This is a genomic window from Acinetobacter amyesii (assembly GCF_023499985.1).
Lineage (GTDB): Bacteria > Pseudomonadota > Gammaproteobacteria > Pseudomonadales > Moraxellaceae > Acinetobacter > Acinetobacter amyesii.
In genome coordinates this window covers 93,682-116,833 of the sequence record NZ_JAMCOU010000023.1, presented here as the reverse complement: position 1 = coordinate 116,833, position 23,152 = coordinate 93,682, and the positions used below count along the sequence as shown (strand labels likewise).

At 40.6% G+C, this 23,152-nt stretch carries 22 protein-coding genes; 2 read left to right on the top strand and 20 right to left on the bottom strand.

Annotated features, from left to right (window positions below; translation table 11 throughout):
• The coding region (locus M5F03_RS06060; RefSeq protein WP_249707438.1) for an Ig-like domain-containing protein at positions 1-2,677 on the bottom strand (2,677 nt) is incomplete at its 3' end.
• A gap of 718 nt (positions 2,678-3,395) precedes the next feature.
• The gene (gene sbmA, locus M5F03_RS06055; RefSeq protein WP_249707435.1) at positions 3,396-4,592 is read right to left on the bottom strand and encodes a peptide antibiotic transporter SbmA; all 1,197 of its coding nucleotides are present in this window, start codon (positions 4,590-4,592) and stop codon (positions 3,396-3,398) included.
• Positions 4,593-5,051: 459 nt separating this feature from the next.
• On the opposite strand from sbmA, the gene M5F03_RS06050 reads away from it, so the two are divergent.
• Positions 5,052-5,246 (top strand): hypothetical protein, encoded by a 195-nt coding sequence (locus M5F03_RS06050; RefSeq protein WP_180092302.1) that lies wholly within the window; start codon positions 5,052-5,054, stop codon positions 5,244-5,246.
• 284 nt (positions 5,247-5,530) lie between these two features.
• Here the strand turns inward: M5F03_RS06050 and M5F03_RS06045 are convergent, their stop codons facing one another.
• From M5F03_RS06045 to M5F03_RS05980, 14 genes are all read right to left on the bottom strand, one after another.
• Positions 5,531-6,583 (bottom strand): AbrB family transcriptional regulator, encoded by a 1,053-nt coding sequence (locus M5F03_RS06045; protein ID WP_249707433.1) that lies wholly within the window; start codon positions 6,581-6,583, stop codon positions 5,531-5,533.
• 46 nt (positions 6,584-6,629) lie between these two features.
• Complete coding sequence (locus M5F03_RS06040) at positions 6,630-8,129, bottom strand: tripartite tricarboxylate transporter permease (protein ID WP_180077338.1); 1,500 nt, start codon at positions 8,127-8,129, stop codon at positions 6,630-6,632.
• Between the two features lie 13 nt (positions 8,130-8,142).
• Positions 8,143-8,589 carry a tripartite tricarboxylate transporter TctB family protein gene (locus M5F03_RS06035; RefSeq protein WP_180024036.1) on the bottom strand — a complete coding sequence of 149 codons (447 nt, stop codon included), beginning with the start codon at positions 8,587-8,589 and terminating at the stop codon, positions 8,143-8,145.
• 54 nt (positions 8,590-8,643) lie between these two features.
• Complete coding sequence (locus tag M5F03_RS06030; protein ID WP_180077340.1) at positions 8,644-9,699, bottom strand: Bug family tripartite tricarboxylate transporter substrate binding protein; 1,056 nt, start codon at positions 9,697-9,699, stop codon at positions 8,644-8,646.
• A 35-nt stretch (positions 9,700-9,734) separates the two neighbouring features.
• Positions 9,735-10,886, bottom strand: coding sequence for a tricarballylate utilization 4Fe-4S protein TcuB (gene tcuB / locus M5F03_RS06025; protein ID WP_180077342.1), 1,152 nt, complete (start codon positions 10,884-10,886; stop codon positions 9,735-9,737).
• 3 nt (positions 10,887-10,889) lie between these two features.
• Positions 10,890-12,284: an FAD-dependent tricarballylate dehydrogenase TcuA gene (gene tcuA / locus M5F03_RS06020; protein ID WP_249707432.1), complete on the bottom strand. Its 1,395-nt coding sequence runs from the start codon at positions 12,282-12,284 to the stop codon at positions 10,890-10,892.
• Positions 12,285-12,383: 99 nt separating this feature from the next.
• On the bottom strand, positions 12,384-13,316 hold the full coding sequence (locus tag M5F03_RS06015; protein ID WP_249707430.1) for a LysR family transcriptional regulator: 933 nt from the start codon (positions 13,314-13,316) through the stop codon (positions 12,384-12,386).
• Between the two features lie 225 nt (positions 13,317-13,541).
• Positions 13,542-13,649, bottom strand: coding sequence for a DUF2474 family protein (locus tag M5F03_RS06010; RefSeq protein ID WP_111886050.1), 108 nt, complete (start codon positions 13,647-13,649; stop codon positions 13,542-13,544).
• 11 nt (positions 13,650-13,660) lie between these two features.
• Complete coding sequence (gene cydB, locus M5F03_RS06005; protein WP_078193076.1) at positions 13,661-14,665, bottom strand: cytochrome d ubiquinol oxidase subunit II; 1,005 nt, start codon at positions 14,663-14,665, stop codon at positions 13,661-13,663.
• Positions 14,658-16,088: a cytochrome ubiquinol oxidase subunit I gene (locus M5F03_RS06000; RefSeq protein WP_180085258.1), complete on the bottom strand. Its 1,431-nt coding sequence runs from the start codon at positions 16,086-16,088 to the stop codon at positions 14,658-14,660. The genes cydB and M5F03_RS06000 overlap by 8 nt, the downstream gene beginning before the upstream one ends.
• A 259-nt stretch (positions 16,089-16,347) precedes the next feature.
• The gene (locus M5F03_RS05995) at positions 16,348-16,761 is read right to left on the bottom strand and encodes a DUF2946 domain-containing protein (protein WP_078193302.1); all 414 of its coding nucleotides are present in this window, start codon (positions 16,759-16,761) and stop codon (positions 16,348-16,350) included.
• Positions 16,762-16,967: 206 nt separating this feature from the next.
• A complete protein-coding gene (locus M5F03_RS05990) occupies positions 16,968-17,840 on the bottom strand; it encodes an MBL fold metallo-hydrolase (protein WP_078193078.1) in 873 nt (290 codons plus the stop codon).
• 2 nt (positions 17,841-17,842) lie between these two features.
• Positions 17,843-18,259, bottom strand: a complete 417-nt coding sequence (locus M5F03_RS05985) for a DUF6691 family protein (RefSeq protein ID WP_180092321.1) — start codon at positions 18,257-18,259, stop codon at positions 17,843-17,845.
• Position 18,260: 1 nt separating this feature from the next.
• Complete coding sequence (locus M5F03_RS05980) at positions 18,261-18,677, bottom strand: YeeE/YedE family protein (protein ID WP_180035493.1); 417 nt, start codon at positions 18,675-18,677, stop codon at positions 18,261-18,263.
• 125 nt (positions 18,678-18,802) lie between these two features.
• On the opposite strand from M5F03_RS05980, the gene M5F03_RS05975 reads away from it, so the two are divergent.
• Entirely contained in the window at positions 18,803-19,114 is a 312-nt protein-coding gene (locus M5F03_RS05975) for an ArsR/SmtB family transcription factor (protein ID WP_120367942.1), read from the top strand.
• A 40-nt stretch (positions 19,115-19,154) separates the two neighbouring features.
• On the opposite strand, the gene M5F03_RS05970 is transcribed toward M5F03_RS05975, so the two are convergent.
• The 4 genes from M5F03_RS05970 to dsbD form a co-directional block, all read right to left on the bottom strand.
• Complete coding sequence (locus M5F03_RS05970; protein WP_233944467.1) at positions 19,155-19,517, bottom strand: YidH family protein; 363 nt, start codon at positions 19,515-19,517, stop codon at positions 19,155-19,157.
• An 88-nt stretch (positions 19,518-19,605) separates the two neighbouring features.
• Positions 19,606-20,358: a thiol:disulfide interchange protein DsbG gene (gene dsbG, locus M5F03_RS05965; RefSeq protein ID WP_249707428.1), complete on the bottom strand. Its 753-nt coding sequence runs from the start codon at positions 20,356-20,358 to the stop codon at positions 19,606-19,608.
• A 21-nt stretch (positions 20,359-20,379) separates the two neighbouring features.
• Positions 20,380-21,222, bottom strand: a complete 843-nt coding sequence (locus M5F03_RS05960; RefSeq protein WP_249707426.1) for a TlpA family protein disulfide reductase — start codon at positions 21,220-21,222, stop codon at positions 20,380-20,382.
• Positions 21,219-23,144: a protein-disulfide reductase DsbD gene (dsbD, locus tag M5F03_RS05955; RefSeq protein WP_249707424.1), complete on the bottom strand. Its 1,926-nt coding sequence runs from the start codon at positions 23,142-23,144 to the stop codon at positions 21,219-21,221. The genes M5F03_RS05960 and dsbD overlap by 4 nt, the downstream gene beginning before the upstream one ends.
• Positions 23,145-23,152: the final 8 nt, after the last annotated feature.

The following is a 23,152-nucleotide window of genomic DNA, read 5'->3' as shown; positions in this document are numbered from 1 at the left end:
AGTCACTGTCAGAATCAGAATCCGAGTCACTGTCAGAGTCAGAATCCGAGTCACTGTCAGAGTCAGAATCCGAGTCACTGTCACTGTCAGAATCCGAGTCACTGTCAGAATCGCTGTCAGAGTCAGAATCCGAGTCGCTGTCAGAATCCGAGTCACTGTCAGAATCGCTGTCAGAGTCAGAATCCGAGTCGGCTTCGTCTAAAATTGGAGCCTTAACACTACTTGGATCAGATGTATTACCAGCTACATCAGTCAATACTACCGATACAGTTTCACCATCTACTAATGGATCGTCTAGTTCAACAACAAAATTACCGGTTGAATCTACTGTACCAGTACCAATCACATTACCATTAGCATCTTTAATTTCTACAGTAGCGCCTGGTTCACCCTTACCACTAATTTCTGAACCAGTATCGTTAAAGTCCAAATCTGTAGGAGCCGCTGGAGGTACATTATCCTCAAGCGTAGCTGTGCCTGTGCCTGTGTTTCCAGCAAGGTCCGTTGCTTCTACGGTATATGCACCCTCTGGGGCTGGTGCTGGGACAGTCGCTGTGAAGGTGCCGTCTGGATTAACCGTCACTGGAACTGGATTACCCGCTGGATCTTTAATGACTACTGTTGCACCTGGTTCAGTTTTACCTGTTACAGTCGCTGTGCCATCTTCATTTGGCGTCGCTACAACGTCACTTACAACAGGCGCTGTTGTATCTGGCGCAGTTGCTTCTGTTGGTTCAGATTCGTTGCCAGCTGGATCCGTTACTGTCGCTTCAATGGTTTCACCATTGGTTAACGGTTCTTCAAGTTCAACACTGAAATCACCATTGCTATCCACTGGGCCTGTACCAATCACATTGCCGTCTTGATCTTTGATTTCTACCGTGGAGCCAGGCTCACCTTTACCTGTAACTGTTGTACCGTCTTCTGATACTACGACATCGGTAGGTGCTGCTGGTGCAAGTGTATCTAATCCACCTGTTACTTCTGTTGGCTGAGATGTGTTTCCTGCTGCATCTTTTGCTGTGACTTCCGCAATTTCGCCATTATCAATTGACGGACTGACTGGAACATTAAAATTACCATTCGCATCTGCAGTACCAGTACCAATCACATTACCATCTGCATCTTTTACTTCGACTGTTGCTCCAGGTTCAGTTCGACCGATAACGCTTGTGCCATCTTCGCTGACTGTTGCTTCTGGTGCTTCTGGTGCAACATTGTCATCAAGCGTAGCTGTGCCTGTGCCTGTATTTCCAGCAAGGTCAGTTGCTTCTACGGTATATGCACCCTCTGGGGCTGGTGCTGGGATAGTCGCTGTGAATGTGCCGTCTGGATTAACCGTCACTGGAACTGGATTACCCGCTGGATCTTTAATGACTACTGTTGCACCTGGTTCAGTTTTACCTGTTACAATCGCTGTGCCATCTTGATTTGGCGTCGCGACAACATCACTTACAACAGGGGCTGTTGTATCTGGCGCAGTCGCTTCTGTTGGTTCAGATTCATTGCCAGCTGGATCCGTTACTGTCGCTTCAATGGTTTCACCATTGGTTAACGGTTCTTCAAGTTCAATACTAAAATCACCATTGCTATCCACTGGGCCTGTACCAATCACGTTGCCGTCTTGGTCTTTGATTTCTACCGTGGAGCCGGGCTCACCTTTACCTGTAACTGTTGTACCGTCTTCTGATACCGCTACATCGGTTGGTGCTTCTGGTGCTGTTGTATCTGGCGCAGTTGCTTCTGTTGGTTCAGATTCATTGCCAGCCGGATCCGTTACTGTCGCTTCAATGGTTTCACCATTGGTTAACGGTTCTTCAAGTTCAACACTGAAATCACCATTGCTATCCACAGATCCTGTACCAATCACGTTGCCGTCTTGGTCTTTGATTTCTACCGTGGAGCCGGGCTCACCTTTACCTGTAACTGTTGTACCGTCTTCCGATATCACTACATCGGTTGGTGCTACTGGCGCTGTTGTGTCTGGCGCAGTCGCTTCTGTTGGTTCAGATTCGTTGCCAGCTTTATCTGTTAGTGTGACATCTACTTTTTCACCATTAGTTAATGGATCTTTCAATTCAACTTCAAAATTTCCTGCAGAATCAACAGTAGCAGTACCAATCACGGTGCCATCTTTATCTTTTATTTTAACTGTTGATCCAGGTTCACCCTTACCTGTAACCGTTGTACCGTCTTCCGATATCACTACATCGGTTGGTGCTGATGGTGCAGTGGTATCTTTAGGTTTTGAAGAACTTCCTGAATCATGACCAGCCCAAAGTGCAATTCCAGCTGCTGTCACCACTGGTGCAAGCCAAGCCCATAAACCAGCCGAACTATCGTCATATAATAATGGGTCTATTTCATCTATTGGATTATAATTTACCGTTAATTGCCCAACTGAATCATTTGCAGTTTCAAGTAAATATAATCTGTCATTCTCCTCCAAAACAACATCATTTAAATCAGGATTATCTGAAAAATAGTTTTCAATAACTAATTGCTGACCATCGTGGGTTTTAATAATTAATGAGTTACCCACTCGCTCAACGCTTGCAACATTTTCTCTGGATGTGTGAATAACAACAACAGAAGCCTCTTTCAACACAACATTACTTGTTTGCAAATTCTCAAGTATTGTGTGGTGCTCTTTTGATACTATTTGCACCTGCAACATGGAATTTCTCCTTATTGGGCTTAATTTTTGAAAGCTTTTTTTAATCTATAAATTGTTTTAATAACACTTAAGAAAGGCATTTTCACCGTTCCTAGATTTCACTAATTATGTATATAAAAAACACACATTAGTGCCAAACAGTTCACCAAATTTTGCAAAAAATCTCTGTTTTTTTTTATTACGACTCAAATATTAAAGCAAATGTTAATTAACATAAGAAAAAATGTATTTTTTTTGACAATATTTGTTATTTTTGTGACTTAATTTGCAATTTAACTAAACAAAATGCCAATAAAATGTTATTAAAAGTATCCAAATTGTGCTTAAACATTAATAAAAACAAACCTAACGAACAATAAATATACATAAACTTCACAATATTTACACAAGTAAACAATTATTGGTTTTTCTTGAAAGATTTGTTTTGATCAAAGATTTGATACATACAACCTAGGTATAAGACTCAAAATTAAATAGCAACTTGGGCATAAGTTTGAACTCATTTTATAAATTTATTTAAGGCCACTTCAGGGGCATAAATCTCATTGACTTGACTGTTAAAATTCCAAGTACTGAAGGTATACCCTAATAATTTAATTCAATACCTATTGATTATGCGGTAAATTCTAGCTAGAGGCCTCTTCATTTGGAAATTAGATCGCTAAAGAAGCCCTTAGGAATTACTTTGTGCAACTAGGCCTATTTTAAATTTATAAACTCAATTTCTAATTTTTTCTTCAAATGCTCTTAAACGTTTATAAATAGAAATCAGTTCAATAATGGTGGTCCACGAAGAAATCAGGTATTGGAAAGAATCACGTACACGCCCAAAGACATTTAAAATTTGCATTAATATACCGAGCGTGATTGTTCCCGCTGCAATACTTGGAAATAATACAAAGAACCCATAAATATTATCAAGCTGCATATACCAAATACGAACTAGGTTGAAATAAGCATAGTGAAAATACAGTCTAAAATAATTAAATCGGACTTTACCAAATAATTGTTTTAATGTGAGAGGGTCTGCTCGATCTGCATGATCTTCACCATAAACTAATTCTTTACGATATGCTGCTTCGACTTTTTGATTATTAAACTCCAAACCCGGTAGTTTATAACCCACCAGCATTAAAATAACCGTCCCTAATACTGCCCAAAGGACTGCCGCCCAAACCAATGCATAGGTGATTTCCCCCACGACAGGTAATTTCTTTACATGTGTTGATAAAGTTAACAACACAGGTAGAAATGCAATTAAGGTCATCACCGATTCAACCAAGCTAACCCCAAGTCCTTCTGTGGTTCTCGCAAAACGCATCGTATCTTCTTGAATACGCTGTGAGGCACCTTCGATGGTTCTCAGTTTTTCCCAATGTGCAGTATAAAAGTCATTCATTGCGGTACGCCAACGAAAAACATAATGACTAACGAAAAACAGGTTCAATACCGCCAGTGTGACATATACCATGGCCACATAGAGAAAAGTCAGCGTCTCTGAATATAGCGTCGCCACTTCGCCCCCACCACCTGAAAGCATCTTCTGGATCAGATCATAGAATGGGTTATACCAAGCATTGATTACGACATTACATTCCACACTAAACCAAACATTAAACAGGATAAATGCGGTTCCCCACACAGACCATCGTTGCCAAGGATTATCTGATTTAATCTTCCAAAAGGCTGCAAAGAGTGCCGTTGCTACAAAAAACCAAGCATAGAACCATAAAAATTTGGGGCTCCAAAATCGGCTAATACCAATAGGCAGCTCTGCTTGATGATAATTTGCAGGTAAACCAAACATCGTACCCCAACTATTGCCACCGCTATACCACAAGACAATATTGATCACGAACCATATAAGGAATGATCCAAAAAACCATTTTGGATTTGGAAAAAAAGATTTAAACATTGGTCCTACATTTCCCTGAATCTTTGTTTTTAGATTGAGTTGCTGATAATAAGTTTTATTTCATTAATTTTCTTGTTCAGATTGAATATTTAACGCTGTTTAATCTGAAATTTAACAATCAAATACAAGACGACACATCATTCTGTTAGCTTAAGCATGAAAACTGAAGTTCACCTTAAATTCATTATTGATCATGCCCTTTCGATGATCTGGTCATTGTTTGTGGAACAAAAGACAAATCTTAGGACATATAATTACAGTTAAAAAGTTTGTCATATTTTAAAATTATTTTTGATATCAATAGATTAAAAAACCTTAATTTATTTAACCATTATTTAAACTTAAGTTATGGAAATTTCTAAAATATTTTCTGCGATGGAGCTCACGTCATTTACAAAACATGTTTCTTCACCAATAATATGCTAAGTTCAATTAACAACCGATGCTTGGGGAAGTAAAATGGAAAGTGCAATTGTTGAATTACTCAAACCAATTACATTAAATAAAGAAAATTGCAGTCCTTTGGTTTTTGAAACTGGTACCGTTCTGAAAGTGATTATGCAAACGCCAGAAGGCCTTTTGGTAAGTAATGATGACAAATTTAACTTTATGATTTCATTCAAAGATAAGAATGAAGTTTGGCGCGAAATTTAATTTTTTCGTTAAATCTTTAAATCTTCGAATTTTGCATAATAATGAAATTTAAAATTTACTGATCTAAAACGGCATTAAAATAATAAGGGACTGACGAAAGCAGTCCTGAATCAAATTGATCTCACTTACTCATCTTCACTTTCAAACCATCATTTAAGACCGCTTTCTCAACTATCTTTCATTAATCTCATATTTTTCTAACTTCTACTCCGCTGTATTTAAATGCCAAGCTATAGAAAGTATTCTTTTTAATTCATCTGAATCAAAGATTGAATTGGGGATAATTAAGGTTTATCTGTTGTTTTAAAAAATATTTTTTTGCTCAATTGATAAAAATAATTGGTGGTCAATATCACAAAAATCAGGCGTGATAGTTGAAATGCAACCACGATAGGCACAGCTAATCCAAGGGCTTTTGCCATTAAAGACATTTCTGCAATGCCGCCGGGAGATAAGCCTAAAACTAAAATCTTCCCATTAGCATGACTGATATACATCAAGAACAATGCAAATAGGATGGATAATCCTAATGCCAATAAATTAAAAATGGTCGTCATAGCGATAAATTTTTTATGGCTTTTTAAGAAGCTAAAAGGAAACTTTGTCCCTAATGACCAGCCTATACATATTTGTCCAAACGCCGTAAACCACGTCGGAAATTTTAGTTCCAATACTCCGAAAAATGAAAGTAATCCCACTATAACTAATGGTCCGAGAACCCATGCATTTAATACGTTGAATTTTTGAAATATTTTCGCTATCAAACAGGCCAAAGCAAATAAAAGAAGAATTTGGACAATTCCAAAGTGATCAATGATGTGTGGGTCTAGACTTACCCAATGAATATCAAATAATGCTGCTAAAACGATTGGTACAAGCACCACAAGTGCCACAATTCTTAAACTATGTGCAGCAACGACTTTATCTACTTGCGCATGGTGATGTTCTGCGATATTCACCATTTCACTGGCACTGCCGATTGCAGAAGAAAACCACGCCGTTGCCCAATCTAAACCATTGATACGATATTGTAATCCTGCGATAAGTGTTCCCAAAATCAATGACCATAAGATGCCAAGTACGATAAATATCCAATAGGCAGAAATAGCATGGACTAGCGCTGGGGTAAAATATAGTCCCAAAACCATACCAATAATGACTTGTCCCACTTTACGCCAATGCGGTGAACATGTGAGTGGTTGGCCTATACAACCAAACAATAAAGCCGCGAGTAATGGCCCGAGCAACCACGGTAAAGGGAGATGAAGTAAATTTGCGATGAGCGCACCGATCAGTGCGCATACCAATCCTTTGGCATTTAATTTTATTATTTCCATATGATCTAACAGCAATGGTCAGACTCGCTGACCATTGCTTCTCCATTTAAGCTTTTTGCTTCTTAATGAATAGATATTTACGGACGATTGGCAAGATCAACAACAGTGCTGACATGACCCATAGTCCCATACTGATGTTACTGCTCCACAGAATACTGAGCTCACCTTGAGAAATGGAGAGTGCACGTCGTAGATTTGACTCCATCAATTCACCCAGTACAAAACCAAGAATCAGAGGTGCCAATGGAAAATCAAATTTTCGAAGGATATATCCAACAATACCGAGCCCCATACAAAGCACAAGATCGAAAACAGTGCTATGAATTGCAAATACCCCAACAAAGCTGACGGTTGCAATAATAGGAATCAAAATATAGCTTGGAATCGAAAGTAAACGCGCAAAGAAGCCAACTAAAGGTAAGTTCAATACCAATAAGATAATATTTCCCACCATTAAGGATGCAATCAATGCCCAAACCAATACAGGCTGCTCTGTAAATAATTGCGGACCTGGGGTAATGTTATACATGGTCAAAGCACCCATCATGACTGCAGTTGTTCCAGAACCCGGCACACCTAAAGTCAACATTGGGACAAAAGAACCACATGCTGCTGCATTATTAGCACTTTCTGGCGCGGCCAAACCACGTAGATCACCTTTACCAAATTTACTACTATCCCCCGCCATTTTACGTTCAGTGGTATACGCCATGGCACTCGCCACACTGGCACCTGCGCCCGGTAAAATCCCTGAGAAAAACCCAATCAAGGATCCACGAATCATGGTGGCTAAAGCACTCAGAAACTCTTTGACATTAAATAATGAGCGTTTTCCTTGTTCTAAAACCACTTTTCCCATCGTGGTACGTTCAAGCAGCAGTAGAATTTCACTGATACTAAATAAACCAATCACCACTGTTGTAAAGGCAATGCCGTCACTTAAACCCACACTATCAAATGTAAAACGATAAACACCAGTAATCGCATCCATACCCACGGTCGAAATTGCCAGACCGATCAGCGCCATGATTAACGTTTTAAATGGTTGCGTGCTGACTAAACCGGTCAAGCACACAATTGCAAAAACCATCAAGGCAAAGTATTCCGCTGGTCCAAAGGAAACCGCCCATCGTGCCAAAATCGGAGCAAATAAAACAATCCCAATAAAGGCAATCGTACTACCTATAAATGAGCTAACAGATGAAAGGGATAAAGCAATACCTGCCTTACCTTGCTGAGCCAAAGGATAACCATCTAAAGTGGTCATAATTGCACCCGCATCGCCCGGCACATTCAGCAAAATTGCGGAAATTCGTCCACCATACTCACAACCGAGATAAACAGCTGCCAATAAAATTAAGGCACTATCAACGGGTAATCCTAAGGCATAGGCAAAAGGTAATAAGATGGCAACACCATTGATTGGACCCAATCCCGGCAACAGTCCGACAATCGTTCCAATAAATGCACCAATAAAAGCAATGAGTAAGTTTTGTGGTTGTAAGGCAACTTCAAAACCTGTCATTAAGAAATTAAATATGTCCATGTCGTTGTCATCCCTAACCCAAGAAGCCTAGTGGCAATGGCACATCCAAAACACGGTCAAACAGATAGTAGGTACTCATACTCAGCACCAAACCTGTAATAACAACTGGTACTGTTTTCCCGTTAAAAAGTTTCCCAACCGCGATGGTCATCAGTAGCGTTGCTGCGATAAATCCCAACCATTCGAAGCAAAGCGCATACAGTGATAATGCCAATGTGCATAGAACAAGTTTGCCGATTAAATGCTTAGTCCAACCTAGTTCAACAGGTTCAAACATCATGGCTGGGCGCACAGTCAAATAAATGGCACTCACTGTAATTAAACCCATCAGTAAAATTGGAAAGGCTTTCGGTCCTACAGGATCGTAGGAAATCGGCGCTTCAAAATTGCATGCGTAAATTAATAAGAAAAAGCCGCAGACCGCAATGATGGCCGTAAGAATCCGTTCAGATTTCATCATCTATCCTCGAAAACAAAAAACTGAGTTGAAAAGGCATTCAACTCAGCGTATTTGTTATTTTGATAATTTATATTCTTCTGATAATTGACGCATTTCAGCCGTTTGCTTATAGACATAAGCACTAATTTCTTCACCTGTTAATTCAAATGGCAACAGATCCTGATTTTCTCGAACGGCATCAAATTTCTGATTGGTCATCATTTTATCAAAGGCATTTTTCCACCAAGCATATGCCTCATCACTGACCTTTGGTCCCATGTAGAAACCACGAATCACAGGCCATTCCAAGTCGTAGCCTTGTTCCTTCGCAGTTAATAACTTAGAAAATTTACCCGCTAAACGTTTATCAGAAAACACTGCTAGAACACGGATATTACCCGCTTCGAGATGCGAGCCAATTTCACTCACATTCCCCACGCCCACTTGAATATGTTGACCTAACAAGGCTGTTAATACTTCGCCACCGCCTTCGAGAGCTACAAAACTCAAGTTGGCAGGATTTACCCCAGCCTTTTTAGCCAAAATTGCCGTTTGCATCCAATCTTGACCACCCACACTGCCAGCACCACCAAAACTGATCCCTTTTGGATTTTCTTTTAGCGCCTTCATCAGATCATCCAGTGTTTTTAATGGCGAATCCTTATGCACTGCCACTAAACCGTAATCAACAGCTACACCCGAAAGCCACTTCACATCCTTCTCAGTAAAATTACCAAATTTACCTTGAGCCAAATTCAGTAAAGAACCAGTTGAAAATGCGATGACCGCATTGTTATTTGCTGGATCATTATTCACGATTTTATTGTAAGCAACAGCCCCAACGCCGCCTGGCATATAGGTCACACGCATCGGATCTTTTAATACTTCTGTTTCTTTAAAGCCGGATTGGATCAGCTTACAGGTCATATCAAAACCACCACCCGGCTTTGCAGGTGCAATACATTCTGCACGTTTTGGATGACCAGGATCTTTTGAGGCATTGCCTGTGCCGCAGCCAACGACAGCAATACTGGTGCAAGCGACGGCTAACCATTTTAATTTCTTCATTGTTAAAATATCCTTATAACGTTGTAGTCCATTTAAAAATTCAATTTTCTTACCTATAGCCATCATCGACCTCCATGGTCCGGTTGTGGTTTGGGTGCTTACTTGGTTTTTGAATTCGTTTTAAGTTTTGCGACACGTTCTTCGACGGCAAATTTTAGTAATGCGGCACTTCGGTAAAAGCCGTGCGCAAACTTACCAAAAGGGATCGTCAAGAAGAAAGTCATAACGGTTGCAAGATGAACAATCAGCAAGAGAGCCATTGCAGAACTATCGCGAAATACCAATAACGCCAGACCTGTAATGCTGATCAGCAATAAAAGGAAGATAAAACCACGGTCCATAGGTTTTTGTTTTGCATCACCATGCATCGGATGTCGTTTAATATTGAGATGTAGCAGCCCGATCGGTCCAATGATCAGACCAATACCGCCCAATGTACCTAAAATCACCGGTAAACTGGTGTAGGCATACGGTGCTTCTAAGCCTAAAAAGTAGTGATACATCGTCGCGACACTGGTTGCCATAAAGCAAAGTAAAAATCCATACATCGTAAAGTGATGGAAAACTCGGCGAATTTGCGTATAACGATCATCTTCCTCATTACAACCTTTACCATGTCCACCATCTAAATATTTTAAGGTCAGGACATTTTTTGACGCTTGAAAAATATCAGGTTGTGCAACGCCCTCTGGAATAATTTTTGAGGTTTGTTTCCAAAATTTTGCAATTCCCAAACCCAAAAGTACAAAAGCCAAAATAAACACAGAGCCAAATAACACGGCAAGAAAGTTATGCGGAAAAATTGCATAAAAATTCCCTTGATATTGACCAAAGATATTGGTGCCATTGAGCCAAACACCCAAGAGCATCAGTAATGCAAAAAATACCGACATCGCAGAAACTAGCGGAATTCCGGTCTTTTTATAAATCGCACCAAAAGATGCAGGAACTGCAAATTCTTGATAGGTTTCTAGGCGGACTTGTGCCATGGCTTGAGGAATATTGACGCCAAATTCATGCGGAGGCGCATACTGACAGGCATGTAAACATGCGCCACAGTTGTGACATAAATTTGCCATGTAATGAATATCGGCTTGAGTAAACTCTAGTCTTTTGGTCATTGCAGGGAAAACCGCACAGAATGTTTCGCAGTAACGACATGCATTACAAATCTGTAAAGCCTGTTTTACTTGCTGTTCATGATCCGTGAGCTGCACAACTGGTATTAAGTTTTTAACATTTGCATTCATTCTTTAAACTCCCAGTTTAAATGCAGCTTGAGCCGCATTTTTTCCTGCAATCCGACCAAATGTCGTTCCGATCGACATACCTACACCGGCTGTATAGCCTTGCCCAAGTACATTGCCTGCCATCATTTCGCCTGCAACAAATAGATTTGGACTCGCGACATTTTTAAAGCGTACAGCGGCATCATCTTCGACTTTTAAGCCCAGATAGGTGAAAGTAATGCCTGGACGTAATGCGTAGGCATAATATGGCGGTTGGTTTAAAGGAACAGCCCAATGTGTTTTTGCGGGCGTTAAATTTTCGGTATGGCAATTATCCAGTACCGTGTGATTAAACTCACCCGCCACACAGGCTTGGTTATAGTCCTTCACTGTTTGAACTAAAGTCGCAACATCTAGATTTAATTTTTCTGCCAACTCTTCGATCGTATCTGCCTTAGTACCTTCAAAGACTGGTGGCATAAAACGCCCAACAGATTTTGAATCAATAATTGAATACGCAATCTGACTTGGCTGTTTTGCAACTAAACGCCCCCAAATGGCATAACGTTTCGGCCAGAAATCTTCGCCTTCATCATAAAAACGTTGCGCATTTTTATTGACCACGATGCCGAGTGAAACACAGTCAATACGGGTGCAAATGCCACCATCGTAGAGAGGTGCGCGGGCATCAACTGCGACACAATGTGATTGAGATGGGTCGCCAATAATATCTGCACCCTGATCAATCATGAACTTTAATAAGTTGCCTTGGTTAAAACGTGTGCCTCGTATAATGAAATGATCTGCAGGCCATTCGCCATTTTCATTTTGTCCCCACGCTTCTTTTAACCATTCGCGATTGGATTCAAATCCACCTGCAGCTAATACACATGAAGCGCCGTCAAAACGCGTGCCATCTTCAGCAATTGCAGCAATAAATGTCCCATCTTCAATAATCAGTTCATTGATTTTTGTGTTGTAGCGAATCTCGACCCCTAAATCTTTTGCACTTCTAAAATAGGCATTCACCAAAGCTTTACCACCGCCCATAAAAAAAGCATTGGTCCGTGCAACATGTAATGCACCAGATAAAGGTGGTTGAAAATTTACCCCATGTTGACGCATCCAATTACGGCAAGTTGCCGTGGTGCGAATCACTAAACGGGCTAAATGCTCATTGGTTTTACCTGCAGTTACTTTGAGTAAGTCCTGCCAATATTCTTCTTCTGGATAGGCATCGACTAATACATCTTGAGGTTCATCATGCATACAACGCAGGTTACGGGTATGTTGTGAATTTCCACCGCGCCATTCCTTTGGTGCTGCTTCTAGCAATAAAACTGAAGCCCCAGCCTCCCTTGCTGTCAATGCTGCACATAAAGCGGCATTCCCACCGCCAATTACAATTACATCATGCATTCGATGTCTTCCCTTTCGAATTTGATGTAATTTAAGACCAAAACTGCCTAGCGCTGTGATAGGCAACTTTTAAATAGGTGTTTAGTAAAATTAAATAGGCTAAAAGTCTAATAGCTCTGCACTTGACCATAATCCTTTATTGATCAGCTGCTTAATACAAATTTTAATTGCTACTTTGGTGGCGAGACTTGCAGGAGAAAGCTCTTCTTCAGCAATACTAATAAGATAATTAATTCGATCCAGCACTGGTTCGACTACTTTGAGTAAACAAATATCTGATTTGAGATAATCAAAATGTGCACTGACAGGTTGAATGGTCGCCATATTTAAGTTGCTGACACAGTTCATGAGTAAGTGTAAACCATCAACTTCATAATTTACGTCCAGCCCCTCAACCTTTTGATCGATGAATTTACGTAGACCATGTCGTTGGCTTGGTAGTACCAGAGGCAAACGATTCACATTTTCTAAATCAATTTTTCCATTTTCAATGCAGTGTTCAAAGCCATACTCTTTCAGTAAAGAACGATTTGCCATAAGAAACATTTGTTCTTTTAATAACGGTTGTACTGCCCAATTGGCATCGACATCTTGGGTAAAAATAATGGCAATGTCGAGCTGTCTTGAGTTGACTAAATTGGTTAAATTTCCCGAGAGACTTTCAACTAAATGAATTTTAATATCAGGATAACGCTCTGACATGAGCTGCATAAATGGTATGCCCAGAACTGACGCTATACTAGGTGAAAATCCAACGCTGACATGACCTGTCAATCGTGAAGAATGCGCCGCCTCCACTGCATATTGGATATGTCTCAAAGATAACTGCGCTTGTTTAAAAAATGCCAAACCCGCTGGCGTGGGCGTCACACCTGTAGAATTTCGCTGTAATAAACGTGTACAAAGTTCATCTTCAAGTTTTGCAATTTGTTGACTGAGTGCCGATGTGCCAACCTCAAGTTTTTGTGCAGCTTTGCCTAAACTTCCAGATTCTACAATGGTGATGAAATATTTGAGCTGTTTAAGTTCCACTCACGCTCCTTAAGTTTTTTTCAATGCATCATGTTAGTTTTAACAATATAGAAGCTAAAAAAACAGAAAAATCATTCAAAAGAAGTATTGAATATAAAAAATATATTTTATGTATTTCGACACTTTAAATTGTCATATTCTACCTACTCAATTCACCTTTAGTCCCTCAAAAAAATCCACTATCTTACCCGGCAAGATAGTGGATTCAGATTTAAGGAATAGGTTCTAGTAAGCCCACTGCACCAGCAGTCTAAAGAACCCTGCGACAAGCGCCAAACTCAAGACACCACCAAGCCATAGCACAATAAACCAGCCTGCTTGATTCAGTTTCATGATGTTTCTCCTTAATGATAGCCATCATCGCCGACACGAACTTTGTCACGGAACACCCAATACGACAGTGCGGTATAGAACAAAATAATCGGTATCAGCACCAATGCTCCAATCAAGGCGAACAATTGACTGCTTTGCGGTGCTGCTGCCTGCCAAATGGTGACGGATGGTGGGATGATATTTGGCCATAGACTGATTAAGAACCCTGTATATGCCAACACAACTAAGACAAGTGTATAAATAAATGGCGCAAATTCCTGACGTCTTTTACAGGCACGTAAAGCCAATAATGTGAAGATCAATACTAAAATCGGCACAGGGCTAAAATAGTACAGTTGCGGCAAGCTAAACCAACGATTTGCAATCTCTGCATGTACCAATGGGGTGTAAATACTCACTGCAGCAAAAATCACAAATAAGGCGATAATCAGTTTTGGCATGAGGCTAAACATATGATTTTGAACACGTGCATCAGTTTTAAAAATCAACCATCCGCAGCCCAAAGTGGCATACAGCACCACTACAGCAATCCCAGTAAAAATTGAAAATGGGGTCAGCCAATCCAATCCGCCACCACTATAAATACCATTGGTGGTTTCAATCCCTTGGATATAAGCACCTAAAATCATACCTTGGAAGAATGATGCCAAGATCGAGCCCCAAATAAACGCTTGATCCCATAAATGTTTGGTGCGGTTCGCTTTAAAACGAAACTCAAAGGCGACTCCACGAAAAATCAGCGAGATGACCATTAAGATAATCGGCATATACAGCGCAGAGAGTACAGTCGAATACACCAATGGAAATGCCGCAAATAAGCCTGCACCACCTAAAACCATCCATGTTTCATTGCCATCCCAAACTGGTGCGACTGTATTCATCATAACATCGCGTTCTTGGCGATCTTTTACTAAAGGAAAAAGGATACCAATCCCTAAATCAAAGCCATCGAGTACCACATAAATCAGCACACCTACAGCAATGATTACTACCCAAATTAAGGATAAATCAATCATGGTTTTTCTCCTGTGGTTGTACTTCAAGCGACTCATCAATCGTACTCATTGGACGATTTGATGCACGAATGACCTCACCATCGCTATGGGCTTGAGAATGAATGAACTGTGGTCCTTTAACCATCAATTTGAGCATGTAATAAATCCCAATACCAAATACGATGCAGTAGACAATCACAAAGATTATTAAGGTTAAACCGACTTGTTCTGCCGATACTGGTGACAAGGCGTCTTTGGTACGCAGTACGCCATACACGACCCAAGGTTGACGACCGACTTCTGTGGTAAACCAACCAGCAAGCAGGGCAATAAAGCCTGAAGGTCCCATACATAAGGCAAATTTGTGTAGCCATTTTGACTCATAAAATTTCCCAGTTTTACGCAACCATGCACCCATCAGAGCAAGCAAAATCATCAAGACTCCCATACCGACCATAATGCGGAAGCTCCAAAATACTATGAGCGAGTTTGGTCGATCTTCAGGGGCAAAGTCTTTTAAGCCTTTCACCTCTCCCTCTAAGGTGTGCGTCATGATCAGACTACCGAGGTTCGGAATGCCAATTGCATACTTGGTTTCTTCCGCCTCCATATCAGGAATACCGAACAAATATAACGGCATGCCATGATCTTTATTAGTTTCCCAATGTCCTTCAATTGCAGCAAGTTTCGCAGGTTGATGTTCTAATGTATTTAGACCATGCATATCCCCCACAAATACCTGTAAAGGTGCAAGTGCGAGAATCATCCACATCGCCATAGAAAATGATTTTTTTACTAAGGCATCACGGCGACCTTTGAGTAAGTGCCATGCTGCAGTAGCAGCGACCAATAAGCCAGATACAAGGAATGCTGCTAGAGCCATATGCGCTAAGCGATAAGGGAATGATGGGTTAAAAACGATAGCAAACCAATCTTGCGGCACTATAATGCCATTTTCAAAGCTGAAGCCTTGTGGAGTTTGCATCCAGCTATTGGAAGATAAAATCCAAAACATGGAAATACAGGTGCCAATTGCCACCATCAGTGTGGCAAAGAAATGGGTTTTAGGACCCACTCTTCCCCACCCAAACAGCATAATGCCTAGGAAACCCGCTTCTAAGAAGAAGGCACTCAAGACCTCATAACTGAGTAAGGGGCCAGTGACACTACCCGCAATACGAGAGAATTCACTCCAGTTGGTGCCAAATTGGTAGCTCATGACTACCCCTGAAACCACTCCCATTCCGAAAGACAATGCAAACACCTTGATCCAAAATTGGAACAGATCACGGTAAACGGGATCTTGTGTTTTAAGCCAACGCCATTCTAAGACCGCAAGAAAACTTGCTAGCCCAATGGAAATTGCAGGGAAAATAATATGAAAAGAAACTGTAAAAGCGAATTGAATTCGCGCCAATTCAAGTGCTGTCAAACCTAAATCCATGTCTATCACCTTATTGTGGAATTATGCGGTGAACCACTAACGGCCCATAATTTCGGGACTGCTTTAGGAAAGATAGATCAGTACGATGACGCAGACTGTTGTGAATCTGTTGGGATTTGATCAATTGTTTTAGCCTAATGATATAGGCGAACCGATTCTGTTCGCATCCGCTAAACGGTGCAAAAATATAAAGTTTCATAAAATCACTCTTTAAATACCGAGGTAAATCAACAATTCAAATTGTTGGTCTGATTAGGATTTAAAGTGTGTGTGGAGGTGCCCTACCTTGTGGAAGTAAGTAAAGCCTTTGCAGTGAGAAATATACATGTCGGAAAGCATCTTTATAGAAACTTAGACGGACTTGAATCTTATCGATGATTTCAACTATCTCAAAATCAAAAGGTAGGACAACATCACCATAGACGGTACAGTATTGGCATTGATGGTTATGTCCATTGTGATCGTCGTGATTATGATCGTGGGTCAGATGATGAACAAGTTCGTTATACGTCTCATGTACGTGTTTGTGCTTTTCTGGGGACAGTAAATTATGTGTAATAGAGAGACATACCGGAGCAATTTGAAATTCTTCGGGTAATAGCGGTTGTAAATATACTGCGATTTGCAAAACTAAAGTTAAAATTGCAAAAAACAGTCCACTCTGTCTTAGCAACATATTCTCTCAACAGATGCCAACGAAAGCAAAAATACTTAAAAGGCAGTGCTGGCTTGAAATCCGATCATACAAGTCAGCTTTATAGAATATAATATACCTAAAATACCAAGATCTTTAAAGTGAATATTCACTTTAAAGATATAAATATGAATTTTTAAGATAAAGACATAAATAAGTCTTTAATAATTTGAAATACAATATTTTTAGGTTTTAAAAAAATTAAGCGGTAACTTTAAATACGACACCCCATTTTCTTCAGGTTCGGGAAATTGACCCGCTTTCATATTGATTTGAATCGACGGCAAAATCAGTTTAGGCATACTTAAAGTTGCATCCCGCTCATGACGCATCTGCACAAATTCAGATTTTGTAGTTCCCTCATGAATATGAATATTGTGCTCTTTTTGCGTTTGAATATCGGTTTGGCAGTGATATTCATCACGCGTTTTTGGCAAATAGTCATGGCACAAGAACACCCGGGTGGAGGCTGGCAATTGATACAGTTTTTGCACCGAATCAAATAAGGTATCTGCACTACCACGCGGAAAATCACAACGTGCTGTACCATAATCTGGCATAAATAAAGTATCACCGACAAAAACTGCATCACCCACTACATAACTTAAACATGCAGGCGTATGACCTGGTGTCGGGATGTTATATGCCTCTAGCTCACCAATATGAAAATGCTCATGATCATCAAATAAATAATCAAATGGTTGTTGAGCATTAAACTGCTTGATATCTAAATTATAAATGGCACTAAAGGTTTCTTGCACCAAGGCAATATGATGACTCATGGCAATTTTGCCACCGAGTACAGATTTTAAATATTGTGCTGCAGTCAAATGATCGGCATGCACATGGGTTTCCAAAATCCAATCTACTTTTAAATCTTGTACTTTGACATATGCAATGATTGCATCAGCATGGGTGGTCGAGGTGGTTGCCGAAGCCGCGTCATAGTCCAAAACACTGTCAATGATAGCGCAGCGCTTGGTTACCGGATCACTCACCACATAACTAAATGTATTGGTCGCTTGATCAAAAAAATCCTGAACAATCGGTTGTTGCATAGTTAAGCTCCTGACCATTTACGGTGAATCAACACGCCTGCAAGCATCGCCCCTATAAAATATAAAACTTGATAATGTCCTAAGCCAATTAAGGTGAAACTTGGCGCTGGGCAAATGCCGGCAATCCCCCATCCTGCACCAAATATTAAGGCACCTATAATAAGCTTTGAATCAATTTTATTGTTACTTGGTAAATCAATCTGCTCATTAAATACTGTGGTTGGTGCACTGCTACGTACCGCTTTTTGGAATGGAATAAATGCCACAGCAATTGCACCCATCATGACAAAGGCAAGGCTTGCATCCCAATTACCAAATATGTCTAAAAAATCGATCACTTTTTGCGGATTAGACATGCCAGAGAACATCAAACCCACTGAAAAAAGCGAACCAAATACAAAAGCTAAAAAGTTTTTCATTTTAGAATGCTCCAATCAAGTGACGAACGACATATACAGCAATAAAGCCTGCAAACATAAAGGTCATAGTTGCAATGATGGAACGTTTAGATAATCGGCTGATCCCACAAATACCGTGACCACTGGTACAACCAGAACCTAAGCGGGTACCAAAACCCACCAGTAAACCAGCAATAATCATCATTATTGGGCTAGCAGACACGATAATCTCTGGTTGTACAAAAAGACCATAAATAAATGGCGTGATGATCAAGCCTGAAAGAAACCACACTGCAGGCGTTTTAAAAATCGTCTGTGGATTCAGTACCTGCGCAATCAAGCCACTGATGCCTGCAATACGCCCATGGACATACAAATAACCCACCACTGCTATACCCAACAGAGCACCACCAAGAAACGCTGTCACAAAATCATGCATAGTTAACGCGCCATAAACAATATTCAAACTTATATTATATATCTTTGTATATTAATCAAGCCATTTTATGTTATTATCTCGACATACTTTGCTCTTTTTGCTTTTTATGATTCGGGTTAGACGTTATGAACATCGCAATCGATAACTTAAAAATTGAATTTACGCAGGTTGATACCGTTTCCAATTGTTTGAAAGTGTTATCAAATCCGGACCGTTTAAAAATTTTATGTGTGTTGATCAATGGCGAATTAAATGTTCAGCAAATTGAGGAATGTACCGATATTCATCAGCCGACCCTATCGCAACAATTGACCGTTTTACGGAACAATAAAATTGTTTCGACACGTCGCGAAGGCAAACAAATTTTTTATCAATTGGCAGACCCTAAAGTGCTGGGTATTATGCAAACGCTGTATCAATTGTACTGTCAGGAATAAACATTTTTGTGCATGCTTTTGTATGGAGGCTCAGCCAAGTTTAGTAAATCCAAAATGAGATGATCAGTAAAAACCCAGTCAGCATGGTCAATAAATTCAGCCACACGGGATGTTGGGTTTGATAATCCTCAATAAATTCCTGTTCGGTTAATGAGCTCAATCCTCGACGATATTGCAAAATTGAGGCAAAGTTCACCAATAAACCAAACACAATCACGGCAATGCCAAGCCACTGTCCATAGATAATTTTGTGCTGATATTGCTCAGGGTGCAGTAGTTGTAGCAATACATTTGATTTTTCAATCACAAAACCAAAGGCTATCAGGGCTAAACCACTGCGGTTCCATGCCAATGCTGTACGTTCCAAAGCAAGCAATACGCGTGGATCTTGTAAATTTGACATTGTGCCCCCTGATGTTTAAGTGGTTGATGTTGAGCTTAGCATGATCTTAGACGGGCTATTGTGTTGGCTTGGTGAGCATCCATTTTACTTATTTTTCAAAGATTTCTTTGAGATCACTCGGCATCCCTTGTGCTGATCGGAAGTTCCCCTTGCTGTCACGCCAAGCAATGGATGGTGTTGAGAAGAAACCATATTTGCCCATTAAGCTTTGGTTAAAATCAATTTTTTCTGCTATCTCTACAGGAATATTTTCTGCTGATTTAAGGCGCTTTTTGCCACGATTGACATTGATATCATTAAATACGGCTGTTGGATTTTTTGACATGAGTAAAGTTGCCACCTGAGCACGGCTTTCTTCACGAATCACACCCACTTGAATATGACGTAATTGAACCTTGTCTGACTCTACCCAAGGACGTGCTTCTTGCCAAAATTTATGGCAATACGGGCAATTGGGATCTGAGAATACATAGACAATACGTGGCGCATCGGTTATGCCATCTTGAATCCATGTTGAATCTTCTAATGTTTTCCATACATCATCCAAAATGGCTTTTTTCATATGGGTTTCAATTTGGGTGTTGGAAAGACTATTTCCTTGGGCATCAAACAACTCGCCTTTGATGTAATACTTGCCATCATTGGAAATAAAAATGGTATTGGAATATTGATCTTCGTGCCCTACCCAACCTGTTAAACCTTCGGGTGCAGGAATTTGTTTTACAAATTGAAAGCCTTCTTTTTCTAGTTGTTTTTTAATGGCATTCGGATTAGCACTGACACCACATGCCACCGTCAACAGTGTTCCGATAACTAAACTGGTTTTAAGTAAAGTATTCATGACACACATCCTATGATTAATTTATGGGTTAATTTTCTTGAGATATTGTTGCAACATCGCTTGACTGAGTTCGCCTTGATGACGCGCAATCAACTGACCTTGTGCATTGAAAAATAAGGTAGTGGGTAAACCTAAACTGTTCACTGCTTGTGGCATTTCACCCTGCACATCTAGCAGAACGTGTTTAAAACTGAAGTGATGTTTTGTGAGATAAGCACGGACGGTATCGACCTCTTCCCCTTGATTGAGCATGACAAAATGCACCTCAGGATATTGATCCTGCGCACGCTGTAATACAGGCATTTCACGATGACACGGCGGACACCAACTCGCCCATAAATTTACAACCGTGGGCTGACCTTGAAATTGTTTTAGCGCAATGATTTCTGACGGATCTTGATGGGCAAGCTTCAGACTTGGAAAACTCAAATTTGGATAATGGCTATCTTGATGCATGATTTTTTGTACTGTCCATCCTGCCCCCATAAGCAGGACAAAGATCAGTAATAATGTGGCCTTTGCTTTGTTCGCAATGGCTGAATTTCGCCACCAAAACCATGCACTTCCTATAATTATTCCGCCACTCAGATGAAACCCTTTGTCTTGAATTTTCAGCATATCAATGGACGATACGAGATAAGACTCCATATTCAATCCAATAAAGACCAAGCGCGCACCGAGTAATCCGATCCAAACACTGTTCCAAATCGAATCTTGGAAACGCTGTTGAATTTCGGTTGACCACTGTGCTTGTTGCCCGACTTTTCGTCCAATCATGGCGCTGACCAGCAAAGCCAACACTAAACACAACAGTCCCCAAGGCAACATGAATGGTCTAAGATGCAAGGCTTCATTCGAAATCATCGCTGTGCTCCAACCTTAAGTCGGTTCAAGAGTTGCTCTGCACTAAAGGTGCCCGTCAAACGTAGATTGCGCTGTTCCTGATGCTCTGTATCTAAGAAAATTAAGGTCGGTGGCCCTAAAATTTGCCATTGTTTTAGTATGATATCCTGACTTGCTTCATATTCGGTTAAATCGAGTTTGATTCGAGCAACAGCATCTAAAGCTGTTTGTACATCGAAACGAGGCATCACCTCTTTTTCAATCGGCTGACAAGCCACACACCAATCGGCATACACATCTATGAGCACTGCTTGTCCTTTGACTTGATTCAGTGCCTGTTCAAGCTCAGCTTGGGTACGTACTTTTTGCCATGCAACTAATGTTGTGGCTTGTGTCGTATTCAGTTGTGACCATGCTTGCGTGACATACCATCCACCCGATATTGCGGTCGCTAAGCTCATTGCAATGAACAGTAGTTGCGTCGGCATTTGTGAAATATGTGGACGTATCTTCCATAAAATGTAAACGGTGATACTGATGAATAAGAGTCCCATCAACGTCAAATAAACCACGCTCGGCAGTAAAGGACGCAGGAAATACACCGCCAACAACAGCATGACAAAACCGAAAGTGAATTTCAGACGATCCATCCACACGCCTGGTTTGGGTAAGTACTGTGCACCAAACACACAGGCAATCAACAATGGTAAGCCCACACCTAGACCTAGAATAAACAGGTAACTAGCCCCCATCCACGGTTCAGGCAATTGCGCAACAAACAGCAAAGCCCCTGCCAATGGCGCACTCATACAGGGTCCGACAATTAGCGCAGAGATCATGCCCATAATGAATGAACCCCATAAGGTTCCATCTTTTTGTCGTTGTTGCCATTGATCTAAACGCTGTAATACACCTTGTGGTAAAGACAACTGGAATACGCCAAATAAATTCAATGCAAACAGCACGAACATCATGGCAAATAACCCAATAAATATGGGACTTTGTAACCAACGTTGGAAGTTATAGCCGAGTCCTGCCACAGCTAAACCCATCAAGGCATAAATCAATGCCATTCCGACCACAAAGACACCTGCAATCATGCCGGCACGATAGCCACGATGACGTTGCACTAAAATACTGGATAAGATCGGAATCAGTGGTAAGGAACATGGTAAGAATGCGAGCAATACACCTAAACCTAAAAAAATGATCAGATTCAGTGCAATATTGTCTGTTGAAAGTAAATAAAAGAAGTACTGGTCGTTGTTCCAATCGACCTGCTTCGTACGCTGTTCAGCATTCCTTGTAGTAACAGATTCTGAACTTGACTGCATCATCAAGGCATCATCTAGCTCTGGCGCACTTGCTTCGCTAGGTTCTGTTAAAGCAGTCACTTCAGAAGAGGGACTTAAACCATTTTCATCCTCTTTGACTTCTGCTGTATTTGCTGGCGTTACAACTGTTACAGTTTCAGTGTTTTTCGCCTGTGGATCTGCAGGCATTACAGTATTGGGTAATGACGACGATGTGACTACATCTAATAATTTCTTTTGCGTTGTACTTTGCTGACTCAGCTTGCTTTCAGGCAATAATCCATCGGCATCGGTGTGAATGGTTGTACGCTGTACTGGATAACATAAGCCACTTTCGGCACAGCCTTGCCATTCAATTTTATAGCTTTGATTGGGTTGCATGGCGACAGTCGCTTGCACTTGACCATAATGTACGTCGGTCATGCCGAAATTGGGGTCATCTTTTTGCTGTGGACGAGGCAGTTGCAGTGATAATGCTTTGCCATTTTCAATGACTTTAAGCTGATCATGATACAGATAATAACCATCAGCAATACGCCACGTGAAGCTGGCTTGGTCTTGCGCTGTCGATACAGCCTGAAAAGCAAATGCTTGATCAGGGGGTAAAAAATCAGCGGATGCTCTTTGCATACTCAAAA

Excerpts from the sequence above, each read along its gene's own strand:
- dsbD (WP_249707424.1), bottom strand. The coding sequence starts at position 23,144 with ATGCAAAGAGCATCCGCTGATTTTTTACCCCCTGATCAAGCATTTGCT.
- M5F03_RS05985 (WP_180092321.1), bottom strand. The coding sequence starts at position 18,259 with ATGAAAAACTTTTTAGCTTTTGTATTTGGTTCGCTTTTTTCAGTGGGT.
- M5F03_RS06045 (WP_249707433.1), bottom strand. The coding sequence starts at position 6,583 with ATGGAAATAATAAAATTAAATGCCAAAGGATTGGTATGCGCACTGATC.
- M5F03_RS05975 (WP_120367942.1), top strand. The coding sequence starts at position 18,803 with ATGAACATCGCAATCGATAACTTAAAAATTGAATTTACGCAGGTTGAT.
- tcuA (WP_249707432.1), bottom strand. The coding sequence starts at position 12,284 with ATGCATGATGTAATTGTAATTGGCGGTGGGAATGCCGCTTTATGTGCA.
- M5F03_RS06010 (WP_111886050.1), bottom strand. The coding sequence starts at position 13,649 with ATGAAACTGAATCAAGCAGGCTGGTTTATTGTGCTATGGCTTGGTGGT.
- cydB (WP_078193076.1), bottom strand. The coding sequence starts at position 14,665 with ATGATTGATTTATCCTTAATTTGGGTAGTAATCATTGCTGTAGGTGTG.
- sbmA (WP_249707435.1), bottom strand. The coding sequence starts at position 4,592 with ATGTTTAAATCTTTTTTTCCAAATCCAAAATGGTTTTTTGGATCATTC.
- dsbG (WP_249707428.1), bottom strand. The coding sequence starts at position 20,358 with ATGAATACTTTACTTAAAACCAGTTTAGTTATCGGAACACTGTTGACG.
- M5F03_RS06035 (WP_180024036.1), bottom strand. The coding sequence starts at position 8,589 with ATGATGAAATCTGAACGGATTCTTACGGCCATCATTGCGGTCTGCGGC.
- M5F03_RS05970 (WP_233944467.1), bottom strand. The coding sequence starts at position 19,517 with ATGTCAAATTTACAAGATCCACGCGTATTGCTTGCTTTGGAACGTACA.
- M5F03_RS05990 (WP_078193078.1), bottom strand. The coding sequence starts at position 17,840 with ATGCAACAACCGATTGTTCAGGATTTTTTTGATCAAGCGACCAATACA.
- M5F03_RS06000 (WP_180085258.1), bottom strand. The coding sequence starts at position 16,088 with ATGGATTTAGGTTTGACAGCACTTGAATTGGCGCGAATTCAATTCGCT.
- M5F03_RS06030 (WP_180077340.1), bottom strand. The coding sequence starts at position 9,699 with ATGGCTATAGGTAAGAAAATTGAATTTTTAAATGGACTACAACGTTAT.
- M5F03_RS05960 (WP_249707426.1), bottom strand. The coding sequence starts at position 21,222 with ATGATTTCGAATGAAGCCTTGCATCTTAGACCATTCATGTTGCCTTGG.
- M5F03_RS06040 (WP_180077338.1), bottom strand. The coding sequence starts at position 8,129 with ATGGACATATTTAATTTCTTAATGACAGGTTTTGAAGTTGCCTTACAA.
- M5F03_RS05980 (WP_180035493.1), bottom strand. The coding sequence starts at position 18,677 with ATGCATGATTTTGTGACAGCGTTTCTTGGTGGTGCTCTGTTGGGTATA.
- M5F03_RS06050 (WP_180092302.1), top strand. The coding sequence starts at position 5,052 with ATGGAAAGTGCAATTGTTGAATTACTCAAACCAATTACATTAAATAAA.
- tcuB (WP_180077342.1), bottom strand. The coding sequence starts at position 10,886 with ATGAATGCAAATGTTAAAAACTTAATACCAGTTGTGCAGCTCACGGAT.